The sequence below is a fragment of the Paenibacillus sp. LX16 genome, from assembly GCF_036252815.1.
GTDB lineage: Bacteria > Bacillota > Bacilli > Paenibacillales > Paenibacillaceae > Paenibacillus > Paenibacillus polymyxa_B.
Window position 1 is genome coordinate 4,638,496 of sequence record NZ_CP141152.1, and the last position, 18,655, is coordinate 4,657,150.

Sequence of the window (18,655 nt, forward strand, 5' to 3'; positions counted from 1 at the left end):
ACTCCTTTTTTTTAGGATTTTAACCAAATCCTCTTTTACGTTTGAAAATAGAATCTCAACACGATGTATAATTGATATGAGTCGTTTATAGTAGCTGTTTAAAAGCGCTGCATTGCACCAAGGCAGTTGCCGTTTCCTGAAATTCCGCGCTGCGGAATGCAAGCAGGGAAGCGATGAAGCCGATAGACACCACCACGAATAGGGTCATACAGATATAAGAAGATACTTTTTGCGCACGTGGTCCCACGGTAATCCCCCAACTGACCATAAATGCCCACAGTCCGTTAGCAAAGTGAAAGGATGCCGAAACGACACTGATTAAATACAAAATGAAATAAACCGGGTTCGTCACGATGCCATGCATGACGCCGCCTAGCTCCTCATGGGTTACATTACCCAGAGCCACCTGAAAGCGTGTGTCGTATACGTGCCAGATAATAAATACAAATGTAATGACACCGGAAATACGCTGGAACAGAAAGCGCCAGTTACGTGAATAGCCGAATCTTTTGACATTCGGGTCAGCCTGATAAGCGATATACAAGCCATAAATTCCGTGGAACAGTAATGGCAAGTAGATGAATAACGTTTCTAGCACAATAACCAGCGGCAAACCATTCAGGAAGGCCACGCTGCGATTAAATCCTTCCTTGCCGCCCTCCACCGCTGTGAAGTTCGTCACCAAATGCTCAACAAAAAATAGAGCCAACGGAATGACGCCAAGAAGCGAATGCAGCTTTCTGGAATAAAATCCTCTCATCTAGGTCATGCTCCCTTCTCCCAATAATAGCGTTTTCAATAGTAATATAACATATAAAATGACAGTTCCCGACAGGAAATGTCCAACAAGGTGTCCCTTATAAGGAAAAACAAAAGTGTGAACATCTTGTGTCGCTTTCATGTTACTCCTTTTCGGCTTATAATGGAATTGCAATATACGTATTAATTATTATGTCTTTTTTGCATATAGAGAGGAAGTGCATGATTTGTTTGAGGATTTGAACGCTTTTGCTGTCATTGTCGAGCAGTCCAGCCTGAATAAAGCCTCCAAACTGCTGAATCTGTCCCAACCTGCCCTGTCTCGCAAAATTGCCAAGCTGGAGGAAGAGTTGGGTGTGAATCTCTTTGATCGTCGGGGCAAACGGCTCGAAATTACGTCCACTGGCCGATTTGTTTATACATTCGCGCTAGAGCAACGGCAACGACAGCTTCGCTTCTTACAAAAGCTGTCCCAGCACAAAAATGAAGCTCAGAGTATGCTTACACTCGGCGCGAGCCTCACGACACTCCAAACGACGCTGCCTACCCTCGTCGAAGCTTTCATGAGCAAGCATCCTCAAACCGAGCTGAAGCTGCTCACCGGTAAAACCCATGAAATCGTCGCCTTTGTACGTGACAAAAAAGCAGACGCCGGTATTGTCGGGTCTGCCATTCATGAAGCCGGACTGCGTTGCATTCCGCTATTTGATGATCATTTGGAGCTCGTTGTTCCCATTGGACATGAATTAACCGTCAAGACAGGAACGGCCTCGATGAAAGATCTGCAAGGATTGCCGATGATTATTTTCTCCAAAGGAACCTGGTACCGCAGTCTGACGGATGACTTGTTCCAGCGCAGCGGCATCATGCCGGATATCCGCATGGAAATCGACTCCTTCGAGGCAATTGTACGCCTGCTTCCAACCTGTAAGGCTTCTGCCTTGCTACCCAAATCCTATTTGCGCAGCGAACTATTACGGGATAATGGACTCACTGCATTGTACTTGCCCGATTTGAAGGAGACACGCCGAACGACCTCCCTCATTTACTCGGAGACGACCGATCTCGGTCCGACAGCACGACGCTGGATTAGCGAGACACGTGCGTCGTTTGCAGGCTACCGTATGGTGTAGAGGATTTAATCCTCTTCATTAACATTAACAACCTCATCCTCAAAGCGACCGATATTGTCATTCGAGCCGATGATGACCATAATATCGTCGGCTTTTAGCCGATCCATAGCCGTCGGTGCGATCAGGATACCATTCGCCGTATGAAGCGCCACGACGCTACAACCAAAGCGGGTACGGGCATTTAGCTCTGCTAGCGTTTTGCCATTCAGACATGCAGGTACATTGAGTTCCACAATACTGTATTCCTTAGACAACTCCAAATAATCGAGCAAATTAGGCGTGACTAGCTGGTGAGCCACCCGGATACCCATATCCCGTTCTGGATAAATGATCCGGTCTACACCGAGCTTCTCTAACGCACGCCCGTGCAGCACAGATATGGCTTTGGCTACGACTTTTTTCACACCCAGCTCCTTCAGCAAAATGGCGGTGAGGATGCTTACCTGAATGTCATCACCAATAGCAACAATGCCACAATCGAAATTACGGATGCCCAGTGATCGCAACGAGTCTTCATCGGTAGCGTCCGCCACGACAGTATGTGTCAACATCTCACTCATACTGTCCACAACATCCTCATTCCGGTCAATGCCTAGCACCTCGCACCCCATATCCACCAATTGCAAAGCCAGGCTTGAGCCAAACCTCCCCAAGCCAATAACTACAAACTGCTGCGTTTTCATATCTACTCGAAAACTCCCTTATCTGAATCAATTTCATAAATGAGGATTTTGCAAAATCCTGAAATGATTAAACCCACGAAATGTATACTGCATATTATGAAATGATTCATCCTATAATCATTTTGCCTTCCGGATGACGATATAATTCTTTACCCTTTTTCGGCCCCAGTGCATAAGCTAGCGTGAGTGGGCCCAGTCTACCTGCAAACATCGTTAGGGTGATCACCAGCTTGCCTATGACTGTCAAATCAGGTGTAAGCCCCATCGACAGCCCCACCGTACCAAACGCAGACACCGTCTCGAACAAGATCATCAGAAAATGATGATCTTCAGTTGCCGACAAAATCATCGTTACCCCGATCACGAACAGCAACCCCAGCAGTGTAATGGTCAAAGCCTTGTAAATTCGTCCCTGCGCAAGTCGGTACTTGAACAGTACAATATCTTCCCGCCCCCGCAGCATCGAAATCACCGCTCCAATGAGCAGGGCGAATGTTGTGGTCTTAATCCCGCCTCCAGTAGAGCCAGGAGAAGCCCCGATAAACATGAGTATGATGATAAAAAACTGCGTAGCCTGCCGCAAGCCTGCAATGTCCAAGGTATTGGCACCTGCGGTACGGGGAGTAACGGACTGGAATAAAGATCCCAGTAGCTTACCACCCCAATCAAGCGAGCCCAGAGTCTTCGGATTCGTAAACTCAAATACAAAAATCACGAGCGTGCCGACTACAATCATAGCGCCCGTCATGCTGAGTACCACCTTGGTATGCAAGGACAGTCTCTTGCGCTTGCGATATTCTGCCAGGTCTGACATCACTACAAAACCAATGCCGCCAGAAATAATCAGAAACATTGCGGTAAAATTAACAATCGGATCATATACATAACCTGTCAAGCTACGAAATTCACCGAATAAATCAAAACCAGCATTGTTAAACATGGAGATGGCATGCCAGATTCCAAAATAAATCGCCCTGCCTACGGGCATATCAAAGGACCAGCGAACCGAGAATATCGTAGCGCATACGCCTTCAATAACCAGTGAGTACAGTAATACCTTACGGATTAACCCGACAATTCCCTCTACAGAAGTCTGATTCATCGCTTCCTGCAAAATGAGACGCTCCCGCAGGGAAATCCGACGCTTGAACACCAGTGCAATCAAGGTAGCCATGGTCATAAAGCCAAGACCGCCGATCTGGATCAGCGCAACGATGACAACTTGACCAAAAGTGGTAAAAAAGAGACCGGTATCCTTTACGACAAGCCCGGTTACACAGGTCGCAGAGGCGGCAGTAAACAAAGCGTCTATAAACGCAAGTGGTTTTCCTGTTGTATTAGAGATCGGCAGCATTAACAATAAACTACCTATTAGAATGATAATGGCAAAGCCCGCAACGAATATCTGCGGTGGAGAAAGCCGGAGCCAGCTTGCATTGGGATTCATCTATTCATCACTTCTCTCCTAATCCTTAAAACTATAAAAACAGTGATTTAATACGGTGTAAGCTCGCTACGCGTTCCATTTGATCTTCCGATCGTCGTTGCCCCTGAATTTTTTGATTTTTCCAAACCTTAAGTAACTATAATTAGCATTCCCTGAATACAGGAAGAATGCATGTCAAGCACTATTCGATCCCCCTGTGCTAATGGCGCGCAGCGTCCTTAACTCAGCAAACTTTTACACTTTTATACACACAAAAAAGACACCGGAAAACCGAGTGCCTGACTTGGTTCCTGCTCATAGCCTACGAGGTTAGCTGACGGATTCGGGCAGCACAGTATGCCCTATTTACACTTCCAGGATCGGTTGTAAAATTCACCCCAGTAACATGGTTCCCCCGTTTTCCCATAGAAATTCGGCTCAATTGTATATCATTACCTATGTATTTCATAGGCATTGCCTCAAGATTATAATCCTTCTATATCCAGAGCACAAAACCGATTTCGCCGAAAAAACGTGATATTGGCTTTATTTTGCGAATGGGCAACGTTTAATCGCAGCTTATCTTATTTTATTGGAACTTTAAAGTGCTTTCGCTCTATTTTCATGAATATCGCTGGTCTGTTGGCGGGAACCTGTGCAGTATGATATCTTTAATGGATGTTCTTATTTACAGATTAAGGAGGAAACTCATGAATCCTATCGGGAAACCGGTCGTGCTCACGGCCAACTTCAAAAAATTAGGCTTGCTGGGCGGGATTGGCCTGATTTGCTTTTTTATCTTTCAATTGCTTATTCCCTCGCTTAGCAATCCGAGTCCAGAATCAGTAATGAACGCAAAGGTCATCAGCAAACAAGAAGCGGTCATACACGCATTGGACTTCGCCCGCTCCGAGCTGGGCTATACTGAATCACAGCCAGAGGAGCCTGTCGTGACCTATCAGGCCGAAACAGATTTGTACGGTTATTTATCTAGAGAAAAACTGCTTCAACAGTACGACCGTACATGGAAAAAAAGTTACCCTTACGAAACCTTTCGGGTCGATCTGCCTGAATCCTCAGCGAAGAGCAAACTGCAAATTCATGTAGATTTATCCACTGGGAAGGTCGTAAGCTTTAAACGGATCACCTCCAACACCAATTACACACAGGCTGATATTTCTACGGATGAACAAGCACGTAACAGGCTTGTACGTGTGGCTGAGGACGGCATGACGCTCGAAGCCAAGGAGCAGACGGCCGCAGTATGGGTCAAGCGCTTTGGCTTTAAGCCGTCGGACTTGAAGCTCGCGACCACTGAAAAAGAAGGCGGATTAAAGTATACCGTAGACGATAAAAAAATCGGCGCCTCGGTACTTACACTGGCTTTTACTTTTGAAGACGGTGATGTTCGCTCCTTCACTCAAAGCTTTTCAGCCCCGTCGTCCTATACTGAATATATCGAAAAGCAAACATTTTGGGCGAATTGGATGACCTATGCGGGTTATGCCCTATTTAGCTTTGTGCTGGGTGTACTTGCCATTGTATATGCGTCACTCACACGACGATATACTTCATTTGTACGCGGCATTGTTCTGTCCGTTATATACTTTATTGCCAGTATAGCTGGGACCATGAACATGCTACCTTTATTGCAAGCAGAAGCAGGCGGTAAGGGCATGCTTATATTTCTTATGGTTTTCCAGATTGGTGTTACCTTCTTCATGGCTGTAGCGCTCTACTTCTCCTTGGTCGGCGGTGACGGACTTATGCGTCAGGTTGGGCTGAATGCATGGCCACGTGCGAAAGAGCCGGGCTACGGGCTGTATGTGCTTCGCAGTATGTATGTTGGCTACTTGTGGGCCTTTATTTTACTCGGGGTACAATCCATCTTATTCTTTATACTGGAGCGCACATTCAATACATTCTCCACAACAGATGCCACACAATCCCCTTACAATATGGCTTATCCATGGCTACTGCCGATTATGGCCTGGATGGCAGGTATTGGAGAAGAGACTGTCTACCGTCTGTTTGGTATTCCGATGGTCAAAAAAATAGTGAAAAATACTTTTGTGGCTTGTCTGATCACCACGCTGATTTGGGCACTGGGACATACACTTTATCCGATCTATCCGGTGATTTCCAGACCTATTGAGCTGACTTTTCTTGGTTTGCTGTTCAGTTTTGTGTTCCTGCGTTACGGCTTTATTGCCGCCATGTTCAGCCACGTTATTTTTGACAGCATTCTAATGGGACTTAGTGTGATGAGTCTGGGAGATACTGTGAACGTGAGCGCGGGTCTATTCTGGATCTTACTTCCAGCCATTGTGGGTTACATCATTTATTGGTTTAGTCCTAAAAAGCCGAATCGAATTATGTTTGAACCTATAAAAAAAGAGGAGCCGCATTCTACGACTCCTCCTCCTGAAGGGCAGCTATAATCTGACGCGCAAGCTTATCCCCAATAGAGAGAGGCCGGAAGTCTTCGACACTGGCCTCTCTTATTTTTTTGAGCGATCCAAAATGCTTAAGCAGTAACTTACGCCGTTTCTCGCCGATGCCTGGAATAGAATCCAGCCGGGAAGTTACCATAGATTTGCCGCGTTGCTCGCGGTGGAACGTGATGGCAAAACGGTGAACCTCGTCCTGAATCCGTTGCAGCAGATAAAATTCTTCGCTATTGCGTGCAAGTGTCACGGCCTCAGAGGACTCTCCCACTAATAGTTGGGAAGTTCTATGTTTGGCATCCTTCACCAGTCCACACACAGGAATGAACAAACCCAGCTCATTTTGCAATACATCGGTCGCCGCCTTAATTTGTCCACGTCCACCATCGACAACGATCAAGTCGGGACGTTCCAAATTTTCCTTAAGCACACGTTCATATCTACGTCGGATAACCTCACGCATCGTTTCATAATCATCGGGTCCCTGCACAGAACGGATCTTATATTTTCGATACTCCTTCTTGGCAGGCTTGCCATCAATAAACACGATCATGGCTGAGACTGGATCGGAACCCTGGATGTTGGAGTTATCAAACGCCTCCACCCGGTGCAAGCTATCCAGCCCAATGGCACGTCCGAGATTGCTTGCAGCTTTGGATGTCCGTTCCTCATCCCGCTCGATCAGCTTAAACTTCTCATCCAAAGCAACACGTGCATTTTCCGTCGCCATGCCTGTCATTTGCTTTTTCAGTCCACGCTGCGGTACAAGTACCTTTACATCCAACCATTCAGCCAGAGCGAGAGCCGCCGTACTCGGGTCCTCCAGTCCACCGGATAGTTGGGTTTCTGTTTCCTTTACTCCGGTATCTTGGTCACCAACTTGATCTTGATTTGTTGCTGCTGCATAAGTTGCCCGTTCTTCAGCCACCAGCAATGAGTCAGCAGAATGCTCTGTCTCCGTTTGTACCGCTTTCTCATCTGTCTGTCCGGTAGCATCGGCTGTAACTGCACTGTGGAGTACAGTTTCTGCCGCAACCGGTTGATCGACATTGACCTGTTCCGCCTGCATCAACTTAGGAGAATCTGGCAGCAATATTTCTTGCGGCACTGCCGGGTTATCACTATAATATTGCGTCACATAGGACATAAAATCACTGTAAGCCTCACCATAGAAAGGAAAAGTCGACATATGGCGCTCGATCATTTTACCTTTGCGGACATATAGGATTTGTACACACATCCAGCCCTTATCTACTGAAAAACCGAATACATCTCGATCCTTCGCATCTGATGTGGTGATTTTCTGCTTTTCCATCATCGCGTCGATACTGATAATCTGATCTCGCAGCTCCTTGGCCCGCTCAAAGTACAATTCCTCTGCGGCCTCCTGCATTTTACGCTGAAGATCCTTTTTAATTTCCTCATGTCCCCCGCTTAAAAAGGAACCAATCTCCTGACCAATCTGGTCATACGTTTCCTTCTCGACCTCTTTCACACAAGGCCCCAAACATTGATGCATGTGATAATACAGGCATACTTCCTTGGGCATCACACCACACTTGCGTAACGGATACATACGATCCAGCAGCTTCTTCGTCTGATGTGCCGCGTAGGAATTGGGGTACGGTCCAAAATATTTTGCTTTATCTTTCAGAACGCGACGGGTCACCTCCAGCTTGGGGTGTGCCTCGTTCGTAATTTTCAAATACGGAAAGGTTTTATCATCCTTCAATAGCACGTTATAACGCGGCTGGTACTTTTTAATGAGGTTGCACTCCAAAATGAGCGCCTCCATATTACTGCCTGTAACGATATATTCAAAATCACGGATATCGGAAACCAGTCGCTGCGTCTTGCCGTTATGGCTACCTGTAAAATAGGAACGGACCCGGCTTTTCAACACTTTGGCCTTGCCGACATAAATAATGGTGCCTTCGCTATTCTTCATCAGGTAACAGCCTGATGCATCCGGCAGTAACGCTAATTTGTGCCGTATGTTCTCCAGCGCCTTCTCCTGAGCCTGCAAGTCCTCCGCATAAGGTTTCATTTGCCCGGTTCCTCCTTCCATTCTTAAATGATGACTCAACTAACTACTTATAATATATAGGAATAATACACAAAAACGCCCCCGGTATTTACAACCGGAGGCATTGACCTTTCATGGCCGCTCCACCAAGCCCCCGCGGGAGCATGGGTCACATGCGATGATTATTGGTGTTTAGTAAGCATGCTTTTCAGCGCTTCTTTGGAGTTCAGACCTACCACTTTATCAACAGGCTGTCCGTCTTTGAAAACGATCAGGGTCGGAATACTCATCACACCGAAACGGGAAGCAGACTCTGGATTTTCATCCACGTTCACCTTCGCGATTTTGACGCTGTCGCCAACTTCTGTGGACAGATCCTCCAAAATAGGAGCGATCATTTTGCAAGGACCGCACCATGGCGCCCAAAAATCAACCAAAACGGTTCCTGTGCCTTCGACTTCTGCGTTGAAGGATTGATCGGACACGTTAACAATTGCCATTGTATGTTCCTCCTTTATAGAAAAGTCAAGATTATTATAACCTGTAATGTCTGTTTCGACACCTTTTAATTATATCACAATAGTCTTTTAATTGTAAGATATCAAAATAGCAGACGGATAAACGCTTATCCCCGCTGATTTTTTCCCTTTACGGTAATGACATCTACAAAAGGACGAATCCGGTCCATCAACCGTTGTCCCTTGTACATTTCCTCTCCATCCTTACTCGTAAAGCTGAGATGCTTCTCCAGCCCCTGCAATGAGTAATTGGAAGTATAAAAGGTAGGTTTGCGGTTCATTCGGTAATTCAAAATAGAGCCCATCACGTGATCCCGTACCCACGGGCTTAAATTTTCGGCACCAATATCGTCAAATACGAGCAAATCACAATTTTTGAGCATTTCGGTTGTTTCCTTCAGCTTCTGCCCATCCTGGATCATGGACTTTAAGTCCTCCACAAAATCAGGCATATACACAATCACACCGTTCAGACCCGACAGAGCCAGCTCGTGCAACAGATAACCCATCAAAAAGGTTTTGCCCGTACCAAATGTCCCCTCCAGATACAGTCCTTTTTTCGATAGTCCCTGACTTTTTGTTTCTTCAATGTAGCGGAATAGCTGTGTGACAGCAGGCATACGTTGTGAATCTTTGCGCGCAATTTCAAGGGCGTTATATCCCTCCAGAAGTGCACGTTCATCCACATAGAAGCTTTTAATCCGCTCACGCACCCGTTGCTCATGTTGGGAAGCAATCTGCTTCGCACATGGGGTCCGAATGTCTACAATTTCAGCAGTTCCATTCGGATATTCCACGCCCAGCTTGCAAAAGTGGCCCTGAAAATCGTTAGGACACCGTTCCAGTCCCGGACAATTGTCGCAATTTCGACGATCCCGGGCATACTGAAAGAGCATGCTCATGTTGAGTCGCAATTGTGTTTCGTCCACATCAGGATGCGCAGCACAAAATTCCTGCACGAGCGGATCATTTAGAACCTGATCCGCTACATTGCGAGTGCGCTGGCGAAACGAAGGGTTCTGCATCTGCTGTAGCAAATCGCCCAGTGATTCCAAGAACGCTCCTCCTTTCTTAAAATGTGCAGAGTTATGGACACCTTAAAATCTACCTACACCTTTTTCTGTTTACCGGATTGCATTCGTTCGGCCAGACGCAGCAGTTCATCCAATTCTTCCTCAGATACAGACTCCTCAGAAGGATGATCCTGTACGATTGGAATGGATGGCTTGGCAGGCCCGTTATTTTTGGCATACGCGCGGGATCGGCCGCCGGAAGGAGAAGCAGAGGACTGTTTTCCTTTTACCTTGGCTTGATCCCTTATATATTGGACGGCTTTTTCGTAAGTGTTTACCTGCTTAAGCAGCATGTTGGAAGCAACGGCCTCGACAAAGTTGCGGTTAATCCGCTGATCGCTCCCAGATACGAGCAGAGACATCAAATAATGAATCAGCACGTTGATGACTTCACCGGGTAGCTTATAGCTGATATCAATTTTCTCGAATATATCCAGCAGGTTACCGGGAACCGTGCCGGGGAAAAAGGTTTGCAGCAAACGACGATAAGGCTCGTTGCGCAACATCATATTATATTGGTGAATGTCACACTTGGCTGTGAATTGTGGTGGAACCTCCACATAAAATTCCATTTCCACAGCCTGTTCTGCAGGCGGCTCTTCAGATGTGGAAGTTTCCCTCTGGCGCAAGGCGACCACTTTGGCGGCCTGTACCTGCTGTTCCTCCTGACGCTTCCGATCCTGTCTGGAGTGCTGACTAGCCCGAAGCTGAAGCTCGTCAAGCAACAAATCGCCTGCTTCGGTAAAAATACCATCCTCATCCAGCAAGCGACTGATATCCTGTACGGAAAGGTCAAATTTGCGAACAACGTAATTGACCATGCCTAACTGCTCGTGCTCAAACCGAAGACGCTCCACGTGCTTACGATTGGCAGATTCACGCGGAAAACGGAGAATAATATCCGCATAATTCAATGCTTCCTCCGATTCTGACGCTAGTGCTCCAGTCTGACGGCTAGTGGACACCTCGGACAGCGCCTGCTCCAGTTCATAATCTATAACATGGGTATTCAATTCAAATAACTCGTAGAAAGGAATCGAAATATTCTCTTTATTATAGGAAGATTGCGACCATTCGCTAGATTCCCTGCTCCACAACGATTCTCTCAGAGAGAGCACTGCAAACTTACCAATCTTGTCTCTCAACAAAAGGGTGAGATGCTGTGTTCTGAAAAACTCAGCAGGTGCAAGCGGCGGCTGCATCTCATATTCATACATATAGTCGTCCGTTTCGGGTGCATACAGCCTGGACGTCTGTAACAGACCGACGGCCTCCAGCTTGGAGGTTTGTTCAATCAAATACTTGCGTCCCTTCTCACTCGGCTCCAGTCCCAGTGTCAGAAAAAGGCGACGCTGCTGTTCCAACGGCGAATAACCGATTTGTCCGACTGGCACATGCTGGAACAACAGTCGATACAGACTGACCGCAAATGCGCCTACCATCGGCTGATAGACGCTTCCCAGCATCAATTCATCCAGTGCGCTCAAGCCAAATTCCCGATAAACGCAGTAGCGGTGGTTCTCAGTATAGTGCAGCAGGTTTTTCATCCGCATTCCAACATTCTTCCTTTCCTGACATAACGGTCTCCAAGATGTTTTTCTATTCTATCATACTTGCCTTCTCGTGGGACCAACAAAATAAGGGCAATTGTTCTCCTTTTTGGCAGCCATATTCGTCTGAGTTCTACTTTTTTCGAGAATACTAACTATTTTATGACTTTGTGACCTGCATCATGGTAAAAATAAAATTCTTCACACTTCTTTCATTGGTGAAAAGCTTTACTTTGAGCTACAATATAATGGTTAAGCATCACGTATTGGATACAGGAAAGATATAAGGAAGTACACATATTTCGGCTAAGCCGATTATCATTTACAGATCGTAAAGGAGTGTAGATCGTGAGTCAACATCAACCACAACAAACCCCAGCAACACCCAACGAAGTAGCCTCCACACTGGAAGGCTGGTATGCGCTTCACGATTTTCGGTCCATCAACTGGACAGCATGGAAGACCGCAGACGATGAAGAGCGCGCCGGAGCACTGGACGAGCTTCAAGAGTTTATGAAGGAATGGAACGTTACCGAGGAAGCGGGTCTGGGCAGCTCAGCTGTCTATACTGTAGTCGGACAAAAGGCTGATTTTGTCATGATGCACCTGCGTGAAACGCTGGAAGACCTCAATAAACTGGAAAATGATTTTAACAAAACAACCTTCGCCAAATATACAACTAAAACCTACTCTTATGTGAGTGTGGTTGAACTGAGTAATTATTTGAGCAAGGATGAAGACCCTATGCAAAATCCACAAATTGTCGCACGCTTGAAGCCTGTATTAAACAAGGCTCGTTATATCTGCTTCTATCCAATGAACAAAAAACGTGATCTGGATGACAACTGGTATATGCTTTCGATGGACGAGCGTCGCACCTTGATGCGCAGCCACGGTTTAATTGGACGCAGCTATGCTGGCAAAGTAAAGCAAATCATTTCCGGTTCCGTCGGCTTTGACGATTGGGAATGGGGCGTAACACTGTTCTCCGATGACGCACTTCAGTTCAAAAAGCTAATCTACGAAATGCGTTTTGATGAAGTCAGTGCACGTTACGGTGAATTCGGCTCCTTCTATGTCGGCAGCGTGTTGAATGAAGAGACATTTGAAGACATGTTGAAGCTGTAAGACGCAGACATCAACTCTTTACTGAAAAAAACCGAGGATTTCGTGAACTCCCACTTTCGGGACGACGAAATCCTTTTTTTATTGCATCACAGGCTCTACCACTACGGATGTATTCTCACTTTTCGCCAGCTTTCTTTTCTCCAGAGCAATCAAAATAAAGATAATAAGCAGCAAACCACTTAGTAAGACCAAAAAGCCTCCCAACTCGGGAATAAAATATTTTAAGCTCCCACCTTTGAAGCCCATACCTCTCAAAAACTTGAAATGCCAGGTCAATGGGAGAATGTTACTTACATATTGCAGCGATGGAGGCAGCATAGCCACTGGCAATTGAGCGCCGCTCAGTAAAAACGAAGGCAGTATAATTAGCATGAGGCGTGAGGAAGCTTTTCCAGGATTCGCAGCATTCCACCCTAAAGCCATCGCAAACAAACTCAACGTAACCGTGTATAGGAAAAATGGAATACTGAGCTGCCATACATTCGCTTCAAAGCGTAGGCCCCCAATTTGCTTAAGTAAACCAATGGACAGGTAAAAGGACACACATCCTACTAACGCATACGGTAACGCCCTAAGAATCAATCCATACGAATGTTGGAGTTCTTCTTTTAATCTACCTTGCTCCCGCAATCGCGGGACAATTGTCAGTACAGTAGCACCAATCAGTGAAATCATGACCGTATTAATGAATCCCATAACCGAGGTCATCAAAGTAGCATTGGTAGGATTATATAACAGACGCTGCTGAAGCAACATATTAGAAGTAAGCCCTGTAACCTGGCTGTCACTCATTCCCATGCCCTTTAGTCCACCACCAGCCAGCATCGCATTTTCCGTCGCCATAATCTCTGTGACTGCCGAGCGTAGATTTCCAGTCGCCTGACCTACCGTATTATCCACATAAAAACCGATGTTGCTCTGAACTCCTTTGATCCTATTTTCCTCCAACCCAGCTGGAAGGTAAATCACCGCAAAAAACTTTTCATTATATAAAAGTAAATTCGGATCAGCTTCATTCTCATGCACATGGCGTACATCAATATACTGCGATGCATCTAATTTATTAATAAGCTGTCGGCTATAACTGCTATGATCTAAATCGACTACAGCTACAGAGGCATCGTTAAGCTGATTATTTTTAAAAACAAATCCAAAGGCTACAGCTACTACGATAGGAACGAGCAGCATAACAAAAACCATCTTACCGCTGATCAACAGCTTCCATTCTTCTATAAAAGCCTTCATTTCGTCACAACCTCTACCGTCATTCCAGGTAATAATTCAGATGTGCGCTGAACATCTACCCGTACTTGGAAGGAGCTTGTATCCGACAGACCTTTGTCCCGACTCATTCTCATGTTGGTGTACTGAGGAGCAGAAGTGATGTACCTCACCTTGCCTTGGACATCTTTATCTAAAGCTACAACGTGCGAAGTCACATTTCCCCCAGCTTTAAACTGTGACATGGAATCCTCACCCACATAAATATCGTAGTAGAGCTGATTGGTTTCGATAACGGCGCCCGTTGCCCCCGTAGAAACGATCTCTCCCATTTTAGGTACAATACGCGACACCTTACCATCTGTGGATGCCTTCAGCACCATACGTCCCCGCTGCAATTCCAAAGTTTTGAGTTGAACACTTAATGCCTGCTTTTGTTGAGCCAGAAGATCCACATTGTATTCGCTATTCTTAACATCTTTTCGTGTTTGCGAGGTTTGAGTCAAGGCTTCCTTGGCTTTTTCTGTTTTGATACGAGCCTGCTGGCGTTCCTCAGCAGTTGCGCCAGCCTCCATTTTATCCAAAGCGGTTTGCTGCTGAGCGATCCCATTTCTAGCAATGTCCGATTGTTTGCTAGCCGCTGTAATCTGGTTATTAGAAATTTCAACCTGATCCTTAGCTGTATCTAACGCGATTTGGGCATTATCCAGTTGGTTTTTGGCGTTATCCAGTTCTGCTTTGGTTACAGCTCCGGCATCATATAACGCTTTGATACGGTTGTAATTCACATTAGCCAAGTCCAGAGCCTGTTGTCTGGATGCTACTGTTTTTTGCGCGATTTCCGCATTCCTTTTGGCTGTCTCTACTCCTGTCAGAGCTGCGTCCAACGATTGCTGTGCTGCTTCAACAGCCAGCTTTTGTCTTAGAATATCCTCCGCACGTGTTCCTTGATTTAATAAGGACTCTCCTGCTTGCGCGGCTTGAATGTCCAATTGTCCCTGTTTTTCTGAAGTTGAAATTTCCTCCGACTGATTTTGAAGCCCGTCTTTAGCCTGTTTTATTTTCACATCAGCCTGAGCGATATCCGTTTTTAATTTCTCAATTTGCAAATCAAGGTCTACAGGATCAAGGGTCATGATTACGTCCCCTTTTTTCACCTGTTGTTCTTCCTTCACCTCAATCGTGTTTACTCTTCCCCCTACACCCTGAAAAGCAACATTCACGGTATCTGCCGTAAGCAGTGTGTTTTTTTGTTGGGCTGCCATACTCACAGCATCCTTGCCGCTCATTGCCATCAGCGTACCTCCAGTACCTAATGCGACAACAAGTAGCACGTACACAATGATCTTTTTATTCATTACAACAAACTCTCCTTCATGATGATTTAGCCAATGATAGTTAAAAAATAATAATCAAAAACAAATAAGGAACCTGATAGTACGACGTCTAACTATTTAAGCCGGGAAATTTGATTATTCCCTTTTTATCCGTTCAAGTCCTGAGGATAGCTTATTTAATAACGTAGCAAATAGAATATGATCCTCCTGCGTAAATTCATTCATTAAATCCGAAAAAAGCTGGATGAACATCGGAATTTTTCCCGTCATTAACTGATTTCCTTCATCAGTCAAGGAAATCGCGGTCATACGTCGATCCGTCAGCGTACTTCTTCGGATGATGCCGTCCCGTTCCAGCTTATCAATTACGCTGGTTACTGTTGAACGAGTAACCCCTGAATATTCAGCCAGCTCTGATGGAGTCAATGCACGTTCATGTAAAAACAATGGCATTAAAATTTTCAGGTTGCCTACTGATAGCCCATATTCCGAGAGTCTGGAAGACACTCCATTGTACACTTCATGTGCTGCCTGCACGAAAAGTACCCACGTATTCAACGATTGGGAGTCCACATTTGGAAACTTTTCAGTCAATAAATGTATTCTCTTGGGATCGGCATTGATTTTAAAATCAGAATTCAATGTGAAGCTCCCCCTCTGTAATTAGTAATCATACTATACGTCGTCTAATAGTTATGAGTCAATACCTTTTTTATTCATCTAAATAAAAAAGGTCTCCAGGCTCCTGTATAAGAGTCGTGGAAACCTTTCTACCTTTAGAAAAACCGTCCTTTTTTTAGTACCAGTGGAATTCCGCCTATGATGAACAGATAGCGGAGATCGACAATTTTTTTCAATTGTGCGGCCACCCAACCTTTTATTTTGCGTTTGCCCACCACGGCGACGGCTTCGCCTTTTCCAAGCGAAGCAACCGTCCCTTTGTTGGAAAATACGAACTTGTGCAGTTCCTTTTTGCGAAGAGTAGCGGCCAGATTCTTGGCACAAAGGACCCCTTGCTGCATCGCAATTTGGGCAGTCGGTGGATAAGGGCGTCCTTCGGGATTAAACATCAGGGAGCTGTCCCCGATAATAAAAATATCATCGTGGCCCGGTGCACGCAGAAAATCGTCGATTTTCACCCTTCCGCGCATCACTTCGAATCCGGCTTTCTCAATTAATCCGTTTCCACGAATCCCTCCCGTCCAGACCACCGTGCAGGCTTCGATTTTCTCACCCTCACCAACGATTACACCATCCTGCAAGCATTCCTTAATCGGAATTCCAATGCGGAAGGTGACCCCTTTACGCTTAAGGACATCCATCGCATACTCCACCAGTTCAGGATCGAACCCTGGCAGTGCCGTAGGAGCTGCCTCGACGTTAATGATTTGAATCCGGTTAAAGTCAATGTCATACGCTCTAGCGAGCTGTGGCAAACGATCCGCCAACTCCGCTACAAACTCAATCCCGCTAAAACCAGCGCCTCCTACGACGAAATTAAGGCGACCTGGCTTACCGTCATTTTTATACAGGGCCAGTTGGTATTCAATATGCTCACGAATCAGGCGAACCGAGTTAATACTGCGAATCGTCAGCGCGAACTTATCCATTCCCGGAATACCGAATGTTTCTGGCTCCCCGCCTAGTCCGATGACCAAATAATCGTAGGACAGCGAGCCATCCTCCAGCACGATTTTTTTCTCCTTTGGTATGATTTCCTTAACCGTTCCTTTGACTAAATCCACCTTGAACTCATCGATTAGCTGCGCAATCGGAATCCTTGAATGCTCAATCGTATCCGTACCTGCCGCAGGCATATGAAGATGTGTCGTAATATAGTGGTAATCATGACGGTTGATCAGCGTGACATCCGCCTCATTGTGCTTGAGCTCCTTTTGCAATTGCTGAGCCGTCAATATACCGCCATATCCGGCGCCCACAATGACAATTTTGGGAATACTGCTCATGCTTCTACCCCTTCCGATATACATAATTATTCAAAGCTGTTCTCTCAAAACGGTTAATTTATACGCACAAAAAAGTCTTCATCAAATATTAATAGCTTTAACTTTGCAAGCGGAACCTGGCAGTTTATAATGATAAACAGTGAATCATGCGTTCGGCGGCTATCTGAACCTCTATGCGGCTGATTCAATAATTACAAATCCCATACTATCCCTTTCGGAGGTGTTTTTAGAGTGACAGCTCAATCCACAGGCGCGGAGATCCGCGATCTGATCATTATTGGAGGCGGTCCAGCCGGTATTTTCGCCGCTTTTTACGGAGGAATGCGTCAGGCATCCGTCACCTTAATTGAAAGTATGCCCCAACTGGGCGGCCAGCTTGCAGCCCTTTATCCTGAAAAATATATTTATGACGTCGCTGGCTTTCCTAAAGTAACTGCACAGGAACTGGTCAACAATTTGGTTCAACAAATGAACCACTTTAATCCAGAAGTGCAGCTAGAAGAGAAAGTCGTATCGTTAGAGAAAAAAGAAGAACGCCACTTCATCGTAAAAACAGACAAAGGTGGCGAGTATCATGGTAAAGCGGTTATTATTACCGCTGGTGTTGGTGCTTTCGAGCCACGCAGACTGGAGCTTCCAGGTGCCGAACGTTTTGAAAAAACGAACCTGCATTACTTTGTCAGCGACCTGAGCAAATTTGCAGGCCGAAAAGTGCTAATCAGCGGTGGCGGTGACTCTGCCGTAGACTGGGCACTCATGCTGGAACCGATTGCAGAACAGGTTACATTGATTCACCGCCGCGACAAATTCCGTGCGCATGAACACAGTGTCGAAAACCTCCTCGCATCCAAAGTAAACGTGATTACACCAACGGAAATTACAGAATTGCATGGAGAAGACACGATTACAAAAGTCACTCTTGCTCATGTAAAAACCAAAGAAACACAGGAAATCGAAGTGGACGATGTGATCGTTAACTTTGGATTTGTATCCACACTTGGCCCAATTGCTGAATGGGGAATTGAAATCGAAAGTAACTCCATCGTGGTCGATTCTCGCCAGGAAACCAATATTCCGGGCATTTTCGCCGCAGGGGACATTACGACCTATCCAGGCAAGCTCAAGCTGATTGCGGTCGGCTTTGGTGAAGCTCCTACGGCAGTCAACAACGCCAAGGTCTATGTAGATCCAGATGCCAAGTTGTCTCCCGGCCACAGCAGTAACATGAAATTGTAGTCTAGTTTAGACTATGACAAAAAAGGGTATTTTACTCCAAATTTGAATGTTTGGAGTGAAATACCCTTTTTTACGGTGTGCCTATTCGTTGCAGTGATTGTCTGTAAAGTCATTCGAACCCTGAATGACTTTACAGTCGCAGTACGAGAGC

15 protein-coding genes and 1 riboswitch are annotated in these 18,655 nt (G+C 45.8%); of the genes, 4 read left to right on the forward strand and 11 right to left on the reverse strand.

Going from position 1 to position 18,655, the window contains the following annotated elements; translation table 11 throughout:
• Positions 1-85 precede the first annotated feature (85 nt).
• Positions 86-760: a succinate dehydrogenase cytochrome b558 subunit gene (locus T3H97_RS20770; protein WP_103050010.1), complete on the reverse strand. Its 675-nt coding sequence runs from the start codon at positions 758-760 to the stop codon at positions 86-88.
• Positions 761-986: 226 nt separating this feature from the next.
• On the opposite strand from T3H97_RS20770, the gene T3H97_RS20775 reads away from it, so the two are divergent.
• Entirely contained in the window at positions 987-1,892 is a 906-nt protein-coding gene (locus tag T3H97_RS20775; protein WP_028541456.1) for a LysR family transcriptional regulator, read from the forward strand.
• A gap of 5 nt (positions 1,893-1,897) precedes the next feature.
• Here T3H97_RS20775 and T3H97_RS20780 read toward each other — a convergent pair whose 3' ends face one another.
• A complete protein-coding gene (locus T3H97_RS20780) occupies positions 1,898-2,575 on the reverse strand; it encodes a potassium channel family protein (protein WP_028541455.1) in 678 nt (225 codons plus the stop codon).
• A gap of 106 nt (positions 2,576-2,681) precedes the next feature.
• Entirely contained in the window at positions 2,682-4,022 is a 1,341-nt protein-coding gene (locus T3H97_RS20785) for a TrkH family potassium uptake protein (protein ID WP_103050007.1), read from the reverse strand.
• A gap of 283 nt (positions 4,023-4,305) precedes the next feature.
• Positions 4,306-4,450: riboswitch (cyclic di-AMP (ydaO/yuaA leader) on the reverse strand.
• A 261-nt stretch (positions 4,451-4,711) separates the two neighbouring features.
• On the opposite strand from T3H97_RS20785, the gene T3H97_RS20790 reads away from it, so the two are divergent.
• Complete coding sequence (locus tag T3H97_RS20790) at positions 4,712-6,442, forward strand: CPBP family intramembrane glutamic endopeptidase (protein ID WP_328800764.1); 1,731 nt, start codon at positions 4,712-4,714, stop codon at positions 6,440-6,442.
• On the opposite strand, the gene uvrC is transcribed toward T3H97_RS20790, so the two are convergent.
• From uvrC to T3H97_RS20810, 4 genes are all read right to left on the reverse strand, one after another.
• The gene (uvrC, locus tag T3H97_RS20795) at positions 6,411-8,495 is read right to left on the reverse strand and encodes an excinuclease ABC subunit UvrC (RefSeq protein ID WP_328800765.1); all 2,085 of its coding nucleotides are present in this window, start codon (positions 8,493-8,495) and stop codon (positions 6,411-6,413) included. The genes T3H97_RS20790 and uvrC overlap by 32 nt on opposite strands.
• Positions 8,496-8,656: 161 nt before the next feature.
• Entirely contained in the window at positions 8,657-8,974 is a 318-nt protein-coding gene (trxA, locus tag T3H97_RS20800) for a thioredoxin (RefSeq protein WP_010347861.1), read from the reverse strand.
• Between the two features lie 125 nt (positions 8,975-9,099).
• Complete coding sequence (dnaI, locus tag T3H97_RS20805; RefSeq protein ID WP_029518246.1) at positions 9,100-10,047, reverse strand: primosomal protein DnaI; 948 nt, start codon at positions 10,045-10,047, stop codon at positions 9,100-9,102.
• A gap of 53 nt (positions 10,048-10,100) precedes the next feature.
• Positions 10,101-11,618, reverse strand: coding sequence for a replication initiation and membrane attachment family protein (locus T3H97_RS20810; RefSeq protein WP_061830115.1), 1,518 nt, complete (start codon positions 11,616-11,618; stop codon positions 10,101-10,103).
• 345 nt (positions 11,619-11,963) lie between these two features.
• On the opposite strand from T3H97_RS20810, the gene hemQ reads away from it, so the two are divergent.
• Entirely contained in the window at positions 11,964-12,743 is a 780-nt protein-coding gene (gene hemQ, locus T3H97_RS20815) for a hydrogen peroxide-dependent heme synthase (protein ID WP_023990152.1), read from the forward strand.
• 78 nt (positions 12,744-12,821) lie between these two features.
• Here the strand turns inward: hemQ and T3H97_RS20820 are convergent, their stop codons facing one another.
• From T3H97_RS20820 to T3H97_RS20835, 4 genes are all read right to left on the reverse strand, one after another.
• Positions 12,822-13,988 carry an ABC transporter permease gene (locus tag T3H97_RS20820; RefSeq protein ID WP_328800766.1) on the reverse strand — a complete coding sequence of 389 codons (1,167 nt, stop codon included), beginning with the start codon at positions 13,986-13,988 and terminating at the stop codon, positions 12,822-12,824.
• Positions 13,985-15,322 carry an HlyD family secretion protein gene (locus T3H97_RS20825; protein WP_328800767.1) on the reverse strand — a complete coding sequence of 446 codons (1,338 nt, stop codon included), beginning with the start codon at positions 15,320-15,322 and terminating at the stop codon, positions 13,985-13,987. The genes T3H97_RS20820 and T3H97_RS20825 overlap by 4 nt, the downstream gene beginning before the upstream one ends.
• Before the next feature lie 114 nt (positions 15,323-15,436).
• Entirely contained in the window at positions 15,437-15,943 is a 507-nt protein-coding gene (locus T3H97_RS20830) for a MarR family winged helix-turn-helix transcriptional regulator (RefSeq protein ID WP_029518241.1), read from the reverse strand.
• A 134-nt stretch (positions 15,944-16,077) separates the two neighbouring features.
• Entirely contained in the window at positions 16,078-17,268 is a 1,191-nt protein-coding gene (locus T3H97_RS20835) for an NAD(P)/FAD-dependent oxidoreductase (RefSeq protein WP_025724040.1), read from the reverse strand.
• 231 nt (positions 17,269-17,499) lie between these two features.
• On the opposite strand from T3H97_RS20835, the gene T3H97_RS20840 reads away from it, so the two are divergent.
• Positions 17,500-18,504, forward strand: a complete 1,005-nt coding sequence (locus T3H97_RS20840) for an NAD(P)/FAD-dependent oxidoreductase (RefSeq protein WP_023990157.1) — start codon at positions 17,500-17,502, stop codon at positions 18,502-18,504.
• Positions 18,505-18,655: the final 151 nt, after the last annotated feature.